Origin of the sequence: Pseudomonas sp. JUb52 (assembly GCF_004341115.1) — a bacterium.
Lineage (GTDB): Bacteria > Pseudomonadota > Gammaproteobacteria > Pseudomonadales > Pseudomonadaceae > Chryseomonas > Chryseomonas oryzihabitans.
In genome coordinates this window covers 277523-290874 of sequence record NZ_SLYS01000005.1, presented here as the reverse complement: position 1 = coordinate 290874, position 13352 = coordinate 277523, and the positions used below count along the sequence as shown (strand labels likewise).

Here is a 13352-nt window from a genome sequence, read left to right as displayed (position 1 = left end):
TGCTAACCGCGCCCCAGTACACCGATCACCAGGCGATCCAGCGAACCCCAGAGCCACTCGCGCGCGCGCCGCCACCAGGGCCGACTGCGCCAGAATTCCAGGGTGATCTCGCGACTCTGGGCGAAATCCTTGACGAAGCTGGCCGCCACCGCCTGACTCAGGCCGCGATCCACCGCCTCGACATTGGCCTCCAGGTTGAACCTCAGATTCCAGTGATCGAAATTGCAGGAGCCGACGCTGACCCAGTTATCCACTAGCACCATCTTGGCGTGGATGAATCTCGGCTGGTATTCGTAAATGCGCACACCGGCGCGCAACAGGCTGCGGTAGTAGCGCTGCCCGGCGAAACGCACCGGCGGATTGTCGGTGTGCCGGCCGGTGAGCAGCAGCCGTACGTCGACGCCGCGCCGCGCCGCCCGCCGCAAGGCCCAGCGCACGCGCCAGGTCGGGAGAAAATAGGGGGTGGCGAACCAGATGCGCTCGCGGCCACCCACCAGGGCGCGGATCAGCGCCTGCAGGATGTCGCGGTGCTGGCGGGCATCGGCGTAGGCGACCCGGCCCTGCCCTTCCTGGGCGGCGGGTGGCGGCGGTGGCCGCTCGCGACCCCGCCGCGGGCGTGGCTTCCAGGCGCGGCGGCGACCCACCGCTTCCCATTGCCGCTCGAACAGCGCCAGCCAGTCCTCCACCAGCGGTCCCTGGATGCGTACCATCACCTCGTGCCAGTTGCAGTCGCTCTTGGCCGGATCCCAGAAGTCATCGGTCGCGCCGCTGCCACCGACGAAGGCCTCTTCGCCGTCGATGATGAAGATCTTGCGATGGTCGCGGTGCAGGTTGTGCAAGCCGTGACCGAAGCGCACGGGGTTGAAGATGCGCAGCTCCGCGCCCGCCTCTTCCAGCTGGCGGCGCAAGCCGGCATCCATGCGCAGGGTGCCGAAGCCATCGAACAGGCAACGCACCGCGACGCCGCGTCGGGCCGCTTCGGTCAGGGCCACGAGCAACTGTTCGGAGCAACTGCCGGCTTCCACCAGATAGAGTTCGACATCGATCCGGCGACTGGCGCCGGCGATGGATTCGAGCATGGCCGGAAAGAACCGACCGCCGTCCACCAGCAATTCGAACCTGTTGTTTTCCCGCCATGGAAAGACGGCGCCCCGCATGCTTCCTACTCCGTGCCTGTGGCCATTGCATAAGAAGGCGCGGACGGGGGTTCGTTCAGTCACAGGCGTGGTTTGGCTGGCCAGGGGAGCACCGCCGGCTCTGGCGCGGCGCCTGCTCGGCGGGCTGCGCCGATGGACGGAGGCCTGCTCCTGGAGCAGGCCGTCAGGGCGCCTAGAGTGTGGGCTCGGGGCGCCGGGCGGTCCAGTCGACCTGCTGGGGAAAGCGACCGGTCACCTCGGCGCTCAGCGGCCGGGAGACCAGGAAGCCCTGCATGATCTCGCAGCCGTGCTCGATCAGCCAATCGCGCTGTTCCAGGGTCTCCACCCCTTCGGCGATGACCTCCAGATCCAGGTTGCGGCCCAGTTCTAGGATGGTGCTGACGATGGCGGCGTCGCGGGAAGAATCCAGCATGTTGGCGATGAACAGCTGATCGATCTTGAGGGTGTCGAGCTCGAAGTGGCGCAGATAGGCCAGCGAGGAATAGCCGGTGCCGAAATCATCCACCGCGATGCGCACGCCGAGGGCGCGCAGTTGCGACAGCTGTGCGCGGGTGTAGTCGATATCGTGCATCAGCGCCGATTCGGTCACCTCGATTTCCAGCTGCTCGGGTCGCAGCCCATGGGTCTCGATGATCTGGCGAAGGCTTTCCGCCAGCTGCGGCATGCCGAACTGCACCGGGCTTAGGTTGATGCTCAGCAGCAGTTCGTCACCATAGATCTCCTGCAGGGACTGCAGCTTGGTCGCGCCTTCGCGGAAGATCCAGTCACCGATGCGGTTGATCAGCCGGGTCTCTTCCAGCAGCGGGATGAAGACGCTCGGCGAAACCTTGCCGGCCACCGTGTGCTCCCAGCGCAGCAGCGCCTCGAAGCCGCGCAGGCGGCCGTCGCGCAGATAGACCTGCGGCTGGTAGGCGAGCACGAAGTCCTTGTTGTCGATGGCGTTGCGCACGCTCTCTTCGAGCATCAGCCGGGAACGGGCGCGGCCGTTCATGTCCGGCGAGAAGAAGCGGTATTGCTGGCGCCCGCCGCGCTTGGCCTCGTACATGGCGATGTCGGCGGATCTCAGCAGGCCGTCCACGGTATGGCCGCAGTCGGGATAGCTGGCGATGCCGATGCTGGCGCCCAGGCTGACTTCCATGCCGTCGATGCGATGCACCGTGGCCAGCAGCTCCAGCAGCTTCTCGGCCACGCGAGCGGCGTCCTCGGGATGCTCCAGGGAGTCGAGCAGCGCGGTGAATTCGTCACCGCCCATGCGCGCCAGAATGTCGTAGGGTCGCATGCAGCTCTTGAGCTGCTCGGCGACGATGCACAGCACCCGATCCCCGGCCTCGTGACCGAGGGAATCGTTGATGCGCTTGAAGCCGTCGAGATCTATGTAGAGCACCGCCATGCGCTTGCCGTTGCGGCCGCTGCGCGCCAGCGCGGCTTCCAGCGTCTGGTTGAAGCCGCGGCGATTGAGCAGACCGGTCAGGGCATCGGTGACGGCCTGGGATTCCAGCTGGTCCTGCAGCTCGCGCATGCGCGACATGTCCAGGGCGATGATGACCATGGCCCGCTGCATGCGCGGCAGCGGCGCGCAGGACAGCGCCACCGGCAGGCTGTCGCCACGATTGGTGCGCAGGCGGGCATCGTGCAGGCGATAGGTCTCGCGGCGGTCGTAGTGCTCCATGAAGGGCGAGGTCTGCCAGTCGTCGAGACCGCTGCCGCCTTCGAGGAAGTCGAGGAAATTGGCGTGCACCAGGTCGCTGACGCTGCATCTCAGCATGCGGGCGATGGCGGCGTTGGCGAAGGTCACCCGGCCCTGTTCGTTGACGGTGAGGATGCCTTCGGCGGCATTGTCGAGCAGCGAATCGCTGAAGGACTTGGCCAGTTCCAGCTGCTGGGTGGCCTGCAGCAATTCGCGGCGATTGCGCTCGTGATCAAGCAACGAGCGCACCTTGTGCCTGAGGATATTGGGATCGACCGGCTTGAGCAGGTAGTCGACCGCGCCGGTGGCATAGCCCCGCAGGACCGATTCGTAGGAGTGGGCTTCGGCGGAGACGAAGATGATCGGGGTGAAGCGGGTGCGCAGGTTGCTGCGCATGATGCGCGCCACCTCGAAGCCGTCCATGATCGGCATCTGGACGTCGAGCAGCACCAGATCCACGGTTTCGTCCAGCAGGTATTGCAGGGCACGCTCACCCGAAGCGGCCGTGATCACCCGCCAGTTTCCGACCTCCAGTACCGCCTGCATGGCGAACAGGTTCTCCAGGCGGTCGTCGACCACCAGCAACACCGGACCTTGCTCTGTCTGCGGCAACGGGCACTCCATCAAGCCTCTTCTCCCCGCGGCCTCTGCCGCCGTGCAGCAGCCATGCGCGGCTGGCTACCTCTTCCCGTCGTGACCGTTATGCGACGCGTCGCTCTCAACCCTACTAGCGTAGCAGCCGGACAGGGGTCTGCCGCCTGCCGATTGGCAGGCGGGACCCTTCGCGACGTCTATCAGAGCGCAAAATGAAAAAGCAGTTTCCGCCAGGCGGCACTAAGGCGCGGAAACTGCCGGTCGCCGGCGACGAGCGGTCGCTACTGGGCGGGGGTGCCGGTGGCTCCGGGCAGGGGGCGCAGATTGACCTCGACGCGGCGATTCTGCGCGCGGCCATCGGCGGTGGCGTTGCTGGCGATGGGGGCATCGGGACCGGCGCCCCGGGTGCTCAGGCGCGCTGCCGGCACGCCCTGGGCGGTCAGGTAGCCGGCAACGTTCTGGGCGCGGCGCTGGGACAGTTCGACGTTGTGGGCACGGCTGCCGGTGCTGTCGGTGTAGCCGACGATCTCGATGCTGTTCTGATCGAATTGCTTGAAGGAATTGGCCAGGTCGTTCAGCGGCTTGTAGAAGCTGTTGGCGATATCGGCCGAATCGGTGGCGAAGGTGATGTTGCCAGGCATGATCAGCTTGATGTCATCGCCCTGGCGCTGCACCTCGACGCCGGTGTTTTCCATCTGCCGGCGCAACTCGGCTTCCTGGCGATCGGCGTAATAGCCGTAACCGGCAGCGGCCGCACCCACGGCGGCGGCGCCGATCAGCGCACCCTTGCCGCGGTGGTTGTGATCGATGGCGGCACCGGCGACGGCACCGGCCAGGGCACCCAGGCCGCCGTACTTGGCGGTCTTGGAGGTACCACCGCTGGCCTGACCCTGGTTTTCGTAGGGATTGGGGGATGCGCATCCGGCCAGGGTGGCCAGGGCCAGGCTGGCGAGAAGGATACGGGTGGGCAGCGCCATGTCTTTGCTCCTTGGAAATCCATTGCGGCGAATGGGGCCGCACCCGGCAATTCTAGCCGCGTGATCTGAATCGCAACTGAACGAAGCGGCGCTCGCGGACACTTATCGCGATAGTGAGCCTCTAAGTCCGCGATAGGCAGAATCGAAGATAGATAGCTTGCATATCGATTTTTTGCGATCTAAGGTTCGTTACAACCCAATATGACGATGCGACCGTGATGGACGTGATCCTCAAAGCCCTGGCCAACCCCCTGCGCCGCCAGATCCTCGGCTGGCTGCGCGATCCCCGGCAGTATTTCCCGCACCAGGAACACGACCTGGGTACGGGCGTCTGTGCCGGACAGATCGAAGCCCGTGCCGGACTCTCGCAGTCCACGGTCTCGGCGCACCTGGCGGTGTTGACCCGGGCTGGCCTGGTCACCACGCGGCGCATCGGCCAATGGGTGTTCTACCAACGCGACGAGGCCGCCATCCAGGCCTTTCTGCAACGTCTCGCCCGCGAACTCTAGTCTGCAAGGAATCCTGATGCCCGCTTCTCTCATCGTGCTGGCGCTGAGCGCTTTCGCCATCGGCACCACCGAATTCGTCATCATGGGGCTGCTGCCCAACGTCGCCGCCGATCTCGGCGTGTCCATTCCCAGCGCCGGCTGGCTGGTCACCGGCTATGCCCTGGGGGTGGCCGTCGGCGCGCCCTTCATGGCACTGGCCACCGCCCACTGGCCGCGCAAGCGTGCCCTCCTCGCCCTGATGGGCATCTTCATCGTCGGCAACCTGCTCTGCGCCGTGGCCAGCGGCTACAACATGCTGATGCTGGCGCGGGTGGTCACCGCCCTCTGCCATGGCGCCTTCTTCGGCATCGGCGCGGTCGTGGCGGCGAGCCTGGTCCCGGAGAATCGCCGCGCCTCGGCGGTGGCCCTGATGTTCACCGGTCTGACCCTGGCCAATGTGCTGGGCGTGCCCCTGGGTACCGCCCTCGGCCAGGCCGCCGGCTGGCGCTCGACCTTCTGGGCGGTGGTGGCGATCGGCGTGGTCGCTCTGATCGGTCTCTGGCGGGTGCTGCCGGCCGACCGCAACCAGCCGCGCGCCGACCTGCGCCGGGAATTGCTCGCCCTGCGCGGCCTGGGCTTCTGGCTGGCGCTGTCGATGACGGTGTTCTTCGCCGCCTCCATGTTCGCCCTCTTCACCTATGTGGCGCCGCTGCTGCAGGAGGTCACCGGCGTCTCGCCGCGTGGCGTCACCGGTACCCTGCTGCTGATCGGTCTGGGCCTGACCCTGGGCAACTTCATCGGCGGTCGCCTGGCCGACTGGCGCCTGGCCACCAGCCTGGTAGGCATCTTCGTCGCCCTGGCCCTGACCTCCGCCGCCCTGCGCTGGACCGGCCAGGCCTTCGTGCCCGCCGAGATCACCCTCTTCCTCTGGGCCGCGGCCGCCTTCGCCGCCGTGCCGGCCCTGCAGATCAACGTGGTCACCTTCGGCAAGGACGCGCCGAATCTGGTCTCGACCCTCAACATCGGCGCCTTCAACGTGGGCAATGCCCTCGGCGCCTGGGTCGGCGGCCTGGTGATCGACCACGGCCTGGGTCTTACCGCGGTACCCCTCGCCGCCAGCGGGCTCGCCCTGCTGGCCCTTATCGCCACCCTGCTGACCGCCAGCCAGGCCCGCAAGAGCGGCCTGGCGACCTCCAGCTAATAAAGAGAGCTAGCCATGACTCAGCTGTTCGACCCGATCAAGATCGGCGCCCTGGAACTGCCCAACCGCGTCATCATGGCGCCCCTCACTCGCTGCCGCGCCGAACCGGGACGGGTCCCGGGCGACCTGATGGTCGAGTACTACGTGCAACGCGCATCCGCCGGCCTGATCATCACCGAGGCCACCTCGGTGGACCCTATGGGCGTGGGCTATCCCGACACCCCCGGCATCTGGTCCGACGAGCAGGTGGCCGGCTGGCAGCGCGTGACCACCGCCGTGCACAAGGCCGGTGGCCGCATCGTGCTGCAACTCTGGCATGTGGGCCGCATCTCCGATCCCAGCTACCTCGACGGCGAACTGCCGGTGGCGCCGAGCGCCATCGCCGCCCAGGGGCACGTCAGCCTGCTGCGCCCCAAGCGCGACTATGTCACCCCGCGGGCACTGGAAACCGCCGAGATCCCCGGCATCGTCGCCGCCTATCGCCATGGCGCCGAGAACGCCAAGCGCGCCGGCTTCGATGGCGTCGAGGTCCATGGGGCCAATGGCTATCTGCTCGACCAGTTCCTGCAGAGCGACACCAACCAGCGCACCGACAACTACGGCGGCTCCATCGAGAATCGCGCCCGTCTGCTGCTGGAAGTGACCGATGCCTGCATCGACGTCTGGGGCGCCGATCGCGTCGGCGTGCACCTGTCCACCCGTGGCGACATGCACACCATGGGCGACAACGACCCCGCCGCCACCTTTGGCCATGTCGCCCGGGAGCTGGGGCAGCGCCAGGTCGCCTTCATCTGCATCCGCGAAGCGGCCGGCAGCGACAGCCTTGGCCCGGACCTCAAGGCGGCCTTCGGTGGCGTCTACATCGCCAACGAGAAATTCGACAAGGCCAAGGCCAATGCCTGGCTGGACGAAGGCAAGGCCGATGCCGTGGCCTTTGGCGTGCCTTTCATCGCCAACCCGGACCTGCCGCAACGCCTGGAACAGGACGCCGCGCTGAACGAGCCGCACCCGGACACCTTCTACAGCAAGGGCCCGGTGGGCTACATCGACTATCCGCGGCTGTAGGTTTTTCCGTGGATAAAAAAAGCCCGCCTGTTGGCGGGCTTTTTTTGTGCCGATATCGCGGCCATGGCGGTCCGCCGATGCGGCCGCTCCTACAGGTGTTCGGTGCCCCTGTAGGAGCGGTCGCTACGGCGCACCGGCATGGCCGCGATTGGATTACACCATTTGTCTCAAACGCCCCCAGGCCAGAACGCCCGGATCGCCGCCACGCCCTGGGCGCCGGCCTGCCAGGCGCTGGTGAGGTCATCCTCGCCCAGCCCGCCGAGCAGATAGGCCGGCAGATTGCAGTCGGCCAGCAGCTGCTGGGCCTTGACCCAGCCCAGGGTCGGGGCGCCGGGATGGCTCGTGGTGGGCATCACCGGCGACAGGGTGACGAAGTCCACGCCCATCTGCTGGGCCAGGGCCAGTTCCTCGGCGTCATGGCAGGAAGCCGCCAGCAGACGGTGCTCTGGAAAAGGCCGGCCATTGGGCGCATAGCGGCGCAACTGCTCGGCGGTCAGGTGCCAGCCCGCCGCGGGAAAATCCCCCAGCCACTCCAGCGGCCCCTTGAGCATCAACTGGGCGCGGCCGGTGCAGAGGCCCTGGACATCGCCGGCCAGGTCGCGGTACTGGGGATCGAAGTTGTCCGGCGTGCGCAGCTGGACCAGGCGGATGCCGCTGTCCAGCGCCCGGTGCAGGCCATTGAGCAATTCCGCAGTGGTCAGCTCGCCGGGGGTGATGAGGTAGCGCTCGGGCAGCCGCGCCGCCTGGACGATGGGCCGGTTGGCCGCCGGGAAGTCGTAGTCGGCCAATTCGCGAGGCGCGACCCAGGCCAAGGGCTGGCCTTCGGCGCCATGAGCGTCACCGGTGAAGGCGTCCACCTGCCAGACATCCAGCAGTACCGCCTGGTCGGGATAGTCGTGGCGCACCTGTAGCAGCGGCCGCGCCCTTGTGACCTGGATGCCCAGCTCCTCGGCCAGTTCGCGGGCCAGGGCCGCGGCCGGGGCCTCACCGGCCTCGACCTTGCCTCCGGGGAATTCCCAGAGACCGCCCTGGTGCTTGTGCGCCGGGCGCTGGGCGATGAGGATCCGGCCCTGGGGGTCGCGGATCACCGCGGCGACGACATGCAGACGAGTCATGCGCTCTGCTCCTCGGCTTCGGCCTCCGCCAGCCAGCGCTGGAAGGCTGGCCAGGCGTAGATGGTTTCGACATAGGCGGCCGCCTCGGCCGACAGTTCCACCCCGTAGCTGCGGAAGCGACTGGCGACCGGGGCATAGAAGGCATCGGCGATGGTCGGGGTGCCGAACAGATAGGGACCCTGCTGGCCGTAGCGCTCGCGGCATTCGCGCCACAGGCGCTGGATGCGCTGGATGTCTTCCACCGCCTCGGCGGTGGTCGACTTCAACCGCTGGCGGCGACGCAGATCCATGGGCAGCTCGCGGCGCAGGGCCAGGAAGCCGCTGTGCATCTCCGCGCACAGCGCCCGGGCATGGGCGCGGGCCAGCGTCTCGGCGGGCCACAGCCCGGCGTCGGGATAGGCCTCGGCGAGGTATTCGACGATGGCCAGGGAATCCCAGATGGTGCCCTCGGCCAGCTTGAGCACCGGCACCTTGCCGGTGGGCGACTGGGCCTTGAGCAAGGCGCGGCTGTTGGGCGCATAGAGCGGGATCGACACCTCTTCAAAGGCGGCGCCGCTAAGCTCTATGGCCAGCCAGGCCCGCAACGACCAGGAGGAGAAATTCTTGTTGCCGATCACGAGTTGCAGCTGGGACATGCGGGGATTCCTCGAAACGATGCGGCCCGCGAGGACCGCCGCAGGCGCCCGCCGGAGCGGACGCCAAGGCGTCGGGTAGCCGTCAGGTACGGTACTCGGCGTTGATCTTCACATAGTCGTGGGAGAGGTCGGTGGTCCAGATGGTCTCGCTGTGGCTGCCGCGACCCAGCTCGATGCGGATCTCGATCTCGGCCTGGGCCATGACCCGCGCGCCCTGCTCTTCCGTATAGGTGGCCGCGCGACCGCCCTGCTGGCAGATCTGCACGCCACCCAGGAAGACGTCGATCAGGCTGACGTCCAGCTGGGGCACGCCGGCCCGGCCGACGGCGGCGAGGATGCGCCCCCAGTTGGGATCGGAGGCGAACAGCGCGGTCTTGATCAGCGGCGAATGGGCCACGGCGTAGCCGACGTCCAGGCATTCCTGGGCATTGCCACCACCATTGACCTGCACGGTGACGAACTTGGTGGCACCCTCGCCGTCACGCACGATGGCCTGGGCCAGTTCGGCGAATACCGCGAACACCGCCTCGCGCAGTTGCTCGAAGGCCGCACCGCTGGCCTGGGTGATTTCCGCCATGGCCGCCTGACCGGTGGCCACCAGCATGCAGCAGTCGTTGGTGGAGGTGTCGCCGTCGATGGTGATGCGGTTGAAGGAGCGATTGGCGGCGTCGGCCAGCAGATCCTGCAAGAGACCGCGCGCGACCTTGGCGTCGGTGGCCACATAGCCGAGCATGGTCGCCATGTTCGGCTTGATCATGCCGGCGCCCTTGCTGATGCCGGTCACTGTGACGGTGGTGCCGTCCACCTGGAACTGGCGGCTGGCGCCCTTGGGCAGGGTATCGGTGGTCATGATGCCGGTGGCGGCGGCGGCCCAGTTGTCCTCGGCCAGGTCGGCCAGGGCGGCCGGCAGCGCGGCTTCGATCTTTTCCACCGGCAGCGGTTCGCCGATCACGCCGGTGGAGAACGGCAGTACCGCCTCCTCGCCGACGCTGGCCAGGGTCGCCAGGGTCTTGGTGGTGCGCTCGGCCGCGGCCAGGCCGGGCTGTCCGGTGCCGGCGTTGGCATTGCCGGTGTTGGTCAACAGGTAACGCACGGGGCCGGCGAAGCGCTGACGAGCAATGATCACCGGGGCCGCGCAGAAGGCGTTCAGGGTAAAGACCCCGGCCACGCTGGAGCCTTCGGCACAGCGCATCACCACCACATCCTTGCGCCCGGGGCGCTTGATGCCGGCAGAGGCGATACCGAGTTCGAAACCGGGAACCGGGTGCAGCGTGGAGAGCGGACCGAGACCGACAGCCATGGGAAAACTCCAGTGAAAGAAAAGGAAACGCCGCGAGCGGAAAACCGGTCGCGGCGTGGAAAGCAGCCTTCCAGCGCCCGCCTCGCCCAGCCGGGGCAAGGGGCGCAAACAGCCTAGCGAGTGGAGTTTACAACCTGTCGGCGGCTATGCCGACAGGTTGCCGTCGCCTCGACTGCCTGGGCAGGCCTTCAATCGAGCTTGCCGTGGCACTGCTTGTACTTCTTGCCGGAGCCACAGGGGCACGGCTCGTTGCGACCGATCTTCTGGTCATTGCGCTGGGGCTGCAAGGGCACCACGGTGTCTTCGCCCTGCTCGTCCTCGAGCACCTCGGGATCGACCAGCGAAGGCGCCTCGGCGTGCTGGAACTGCATGCGCTCGGCCATGGCCTCGGCCTCGCGGCGCATGCGCTCCTCTTCCTCGGCCGGATCTTCGCGACGCACCTGGACGTGGGACAGGACGCGGATGGTGTCGCGCTTGATGCTGTCCAGCAGCTCCTGGAACAGGGTGAAGGACTCGCGCTTGTATTCCTGCTTGGGGTTCTTCTGGGCGTAGCCGCGCAGATGGATACCGTGGCGCAGGTGGTCCATGGTGGTGAGGTGGTCCTTCCAGAGGTCGTCGACCACCCGCAGCAGCATCTGCTTCTCGAAGTTGCGCAGGGCCTCGCGACCGGCGAGGTCTTCCTTTTCCATGTAGGCGGCTTCGAGCTGCTCGAGGATCTTCACCCGCAGGGTGTCCTCGTACAGCTTGTCGTCTTCGTCCAGCCACTGGCCGATGGGCAGTTGCAGACCGAAGACGCTGTACAGCTCGGCTTCCAGGCCGGGGATGTCCCACTGCTCGGGCAGCGATTGCGGCGGGATGTGCTCGTTGATCACCTGGGTCAGGGTTTCCTCGCGGAAGCCCCTGATGGTGTCGCCGACGTCTTCGTTGGCCAGCAGGGTGTCGCGCATGTGATAGATCACCTTGCGCTGCTCGTTGGCCACGTCATCGTATTCCAGCAGCTGCTTGCGGATGTCGAAGTTGCGGCCTTCGACCTTGCGCTGCGCCTTTTCGATGGCGTTGGTGACCATGCGGTGCTCGATGGCCTCGCCGCCCTGCATGCCCAGGGCCTTCATGAAGTTCTTCACCCTGTCGGAGGCAAAGATGCGCATCAGGCTGTCTTCCAGCGACAGGTAGAAGCGGCTGGAACCCGGGTCGCCCTGGCGCCCGGCACGGCCGCGCAGCTGGTTGTCGATCCGACGGGATTCGTGGCGTTCGGAGGCGATCACGTGCAGGCCGCCGGCGTCGATGACCTGCTTGTGGCGCGCCTGCCAGGCGGCCTTGATCGCGGCGATCTGCTCCTCGGAAGGATTCTCCAGGGCCGCGACTTCCACTTCCCAGTTACCGCCGAGCAGGATGTCGGTACCACGACCGGCCATGTTGGTGGCGATGGTCACGGCGCCCGGACGCCCGGCCTGGGCGATGATCTCGGCTTCGCGTTCGTGGTACTTGGCGTTGAGCACCTTGTGCTCGATGCCGGCCTGGGTCAGCAGCTGGTCGACGTACTCGGAGCTCTCGATGGAGGCGGTACCCACCAGCACCGGGCGGCCTTCAGCCTGGCACTGCTTCACGTCCTCGATGATGGCCTGGTACTTCTCGGCCTGGGTCAGGTAGACCAGGTCGTTGAAGTCCTTACGGGCGATCTCGCGGTGGGTCGGGATGACCAGCACGTCGAGGTTGTAGATCTGGCGGAATTCGAAGGCCTCGGTGTCGGCGGTACCGGTCATGCCACCGAGCTTGTTGTAGAGGCGGAAGTAGTTCTGGAAGGTGGTCGAGGCCAGGGTCTGGCTCTCGGGCTGGATCGGCAGTCCTTCCTTGGCCTCGATGGCCTGGTGCAGGCCTTCGGAAAGGCGGCGACCCGGCATGGTCCGGCCGGTGTGCTCGTCGATCAGCAGCACCTGGTCCTGCTGGACGATGTACTCGACGTTGCGATGAAACAGGGTGTGGGCGCGCAGACCGGCGAACACGTGGGTCAGCAGGCCCAGGTTGTGCGCCGAGTAGAGGCTCTCGCCCTCGGCCAGCAGCCCGGCCTCGGTGAGCATCTCCTCGATGTACTGGTGACCCAGCTCGGTGATCTCCACCTGGCGGGTCTTTTCATCGATGGTGTAGTGGCCGACCTGGGTCGGATTGCCTTCCTCTTCCTCGATGTGCTGCTGCAGACGCGGGATCAGCTGGTTGATCTTCTGATAGAGCTCGGAGCTGTCTTCGGCCTGACCGGAGATGATCAGCGGAGTCCGGGCTTCGTCGATGAGGATGGAGTCCACCTCGTCGACCACCGCGAAGTTCAGCTCGCGCTGGTACTTCTCGGCCATGCTGAAGGCCATGTTGTCGCGCAGGTAGTCGAAGCCGAATTCGTTGTTGGTGCCGTAGGTGATGTCCGAGGCGTAGGCGGCGCGTTTCTCTTCCGGCGGCTGGAACGGCAGGATGATGCCCACCGACAGGCCGAGGAATTCGTACAGTGGCCGCATCCAGTTGGCGTCGCGGCGGGCCAGGTAGTCGTTCACCGTGACCACGTGGACGCCCTTGCCGGACAGAGCATTGAGGTAGACCGGCAGGGTACCCACCAGGGTCTTGCCCTCACCGGTGCGCATCTCGGCGATCTTGCCTTCGTGCAGCGCCGCGCCACCGATCAGCTGGACGTCGAAGTGGCGCATGCCCATGACGCGCTTGCCGGCCTCGCGGACCACGGCGAAGGCTTCCGGCATCAGGGCATCGAGGGACTCGCCCTTGGCCACGCGCTGCTTGAATTCCTCGGTCTTGGCGCGCAGTTGCTCGTCGCTCAAGGAGGCAATCTGGGATTCCAACGCATTGGTGGCCACCACGACCTTGCCTAGGCGTTTGACATCTCGTTCGTTCTTGCTTCCAAAGAATTTCTTCAACAAAGGCGCAAACATATCGACTGGAATTCTTCCGCTGGAATGAGGGGAGCGAAACGGGCGGCAAGGCCTCTGCAGAGCCTGGCCAGACGCCTGGGCGCGGGGGTTGAGACCCGCGGTGTCCCGCGATGGTAATCGGGCATTCTACTCGGAAATGCCGATGAGGAAAGAACGACGGGCCCCCAGCCGCCAGGACGCCAGAGCGATCTGTTACCATCGGC

At 66.5% G+C, this 13352-nt stretch carries 10 protein-coding genes; 3 read left to right on the top strand and 7 right to left on the bottom strand.

The window, feature by feature from the left end; all coding sequences use genetic code 11:
- Positions 1-2: 2 nt before the first annotated feature.
- The 3 genes from EC839_RS11210 to EC839_RS11200 all read right to left on the bottom strand — a co-directional run bounded on the left by EC839_RS11210 (position 3) and on the right by EC839_RS11200 (position 4415).
- Complete coding sequence (locus tag EC839_RS11210; protein ID WP_007161868.1) at positions 3-1157, bottom strand: phosphatidylserine/phosphatidylglycerophosphate/cardiolipin synthase family protein; 1155 nt, start codon at positions 1155-1157, stop codon at positions 3-5.
- Positions 1158-1329: 172 nt separating this feature from the next.
- Positions 1330-3468, bottom strand: a complete 2139-nt coding sequence (locus EC839_RS11205) for a bifunctional diguanylate cyclase/phosphodiesterase (RefSeq protein ID WP_177416714.1) — start codon at positions 3466-3468, stop codon at positions 1330-1332.
- Positions 3469-3719: 251 nt separating this feature from the next.
- Entirely contained in the window at positions 3720-4415 is a 696-nt protein-coding gene (locus EC839_RS11200; protein WP_007161866.1) for an OmpA family protein, read from the bottom strand.
- A 218-nt stretch (positions 4416-4633) separates the two neighbouring features.
- On the opposite strand from EC839_RS11200, the gene EC839_RS11195 reads away from it, so the two are divergent.
- Genes EC839_RS11195 through EC839_RS11185 form a run of 3 tightly spaced genes read left to right on the top strand, consistent with a single transcriptional unit; the run spans position 4634 to position 7169 of the window.
- Positions 4634-4924, top strand: a complete 291-nt coding sequence (locus EC839_RS11195) for a helix-turn-helix transcriptional regulator (protein ID WP_132832555.1) — start codon at positions 4634-4636, stop codon at positions 4922-4924.
- A gap of 16 nt (positions 4925-4940) precedes the next feature.
- Positions 4941-6104: an MFS transporter gene (locus tag EC839_RS11190; protein WP_007161864.1), complete on the top strand. Its 1164-nt coding sequence runs from the start codon at positions 4941-4943 to the stop codon at positions 6102-6104.
- A 15-nt stretch (positions 6105-6119) separates the two neighbouring features.
- Positions 6120-7169, top strand: coding sequence for an alkene reductase (locus tag EC839_RS11185; RefSeq protein ID WP_007161863.1), 1050 nt, complete (start codon positions 6120-6122; stop codon positions 7167-7169).
- Positions 7170-7336: 167 nt separating this feature from the next.
- Here EC839_RS11185 and EC839_RS11180 read toward each other — a convergent pair whose 3' ends face one another.
- The 4 genes from EC839_RS11180 to secA all read right to left on the bottom strand — a co-directional run bounded on the left by EC839_RS11180 (position 7337) and on the right by secA (position 13149).
- Entirely contained in the window at positions 7337-8284 is a 948-nt protein-coding gene (locus tag EC839_RS11180; RefSeq protein WP_007162675.1) for a Nudix family hydrolase, read from the bottom strand.
- Positions 8281-8919: a glutathione S-transferase family protein gene (locus EC839_RS11175; protein ID WP_007162676.1), complete on the bottom strand. Its 639-nt coding sequence runs from the start codon at positions 8917-8919 to the stop codon at positions 8281-8283. The genes EC839_RS11180 and EC839_RS11175 overlap by 4 nt, the downstream gene beginning before the upstream one ends.
- A gap of 82 nt (positions 8920-9001) precedes the next feature.
- Positions 9002-10219, bottom strand: a complete 1218-nt coding sequence (argJ, locus tag EC839_RS11170) for a bifunctional glutamate N-acetyltransferase/amino-acid acetyltransferase ArgJ (RefSeq protein WP_007162677.1) — start codon at positions 10217-10219, stop codon at positions 9002-9004.
- Between the two features lie 188 nt (positions 10220-10407).
- Entirely contained in the window at positions 10408-13149 is a 2742-nt protein-coding gene (gene secA / locus EC839_RS11165; protein WP_007162678.1) for a preprotein translocase subunit SecA, read from the bottom strand.
- Positions 13150-13352 lie beyond the last annotated feature (203 nt).

Coding starts and splice junctions, on each gene's coding strand:
- EC839_RS11185 (WP_007161863.1), top strand. CDS start 6,120: ATGACTCAGCTGTTCGACCCGATCAAGATCGGCGCCCTGGAACTGCCC.
- EC839_RS11200 (WP_007161866.1), bottom strand. CDS start 4,415: ATGGCGCTGCCCACCCGTATCCTTCTCGCCAGCCTGGCCCTGGCCACC.
- EC839_RS11175 (WP_007162676.1), bottom strand. CDS start 8,919: ATGTCCCAGCTGCAACTCGTGATCGGCAACAAGAATTTCTCCTCCTGG.
- EC839_RS11180 (WP_007162675.1), bottom strand. CDS start 8,284: ATGACTCGTCTGCATGTCGTCGCCGCGGTGATCCGCGACCCCCAGGGC.
- EC839_RS11190 (WP_007161864.1), top strand. CDS start 4,941: ATGCCCGCTTCTCTCATCGTGCTGGCGCTGAGCGCTTTCGCCATCGGC.
- EC839_RS11210 (WP_007161868.1), bottom strand. CDS start 1,157: ATGCGGGGCGCCGTCTTTCCATGGCGGGAAAACAACAGGTTCGAATTG.
- secA (WP_007162678.1), bottom strand. CDS start 13,149: ATGTTTGCGCCTTTGTTGAAGAAATTCTTTGGAAGCAAGAACGAACGA.
- EC839_RS11195 (WP_132832555.1), top strand. CDS start 4,634: ATGGACGTGATCCTCAAAGCCCTGGCCAACCCCCTGCGCCGCCAGATC.
- argJ (WP_007162677.1), bottom strand. CDS start 10,219: ATGGCTGTCGGTCTCGGTCCGCTCTCCACGCTGCACCCGGTTCCCGGT.
- EC839_RS11205 (WP_177416714.1), bottom strand. CDS start 3,468: ATGGAGTGCCCGTTGCCGCAGACAGAGCAAGGTCCGGTGTTGCTGGTG.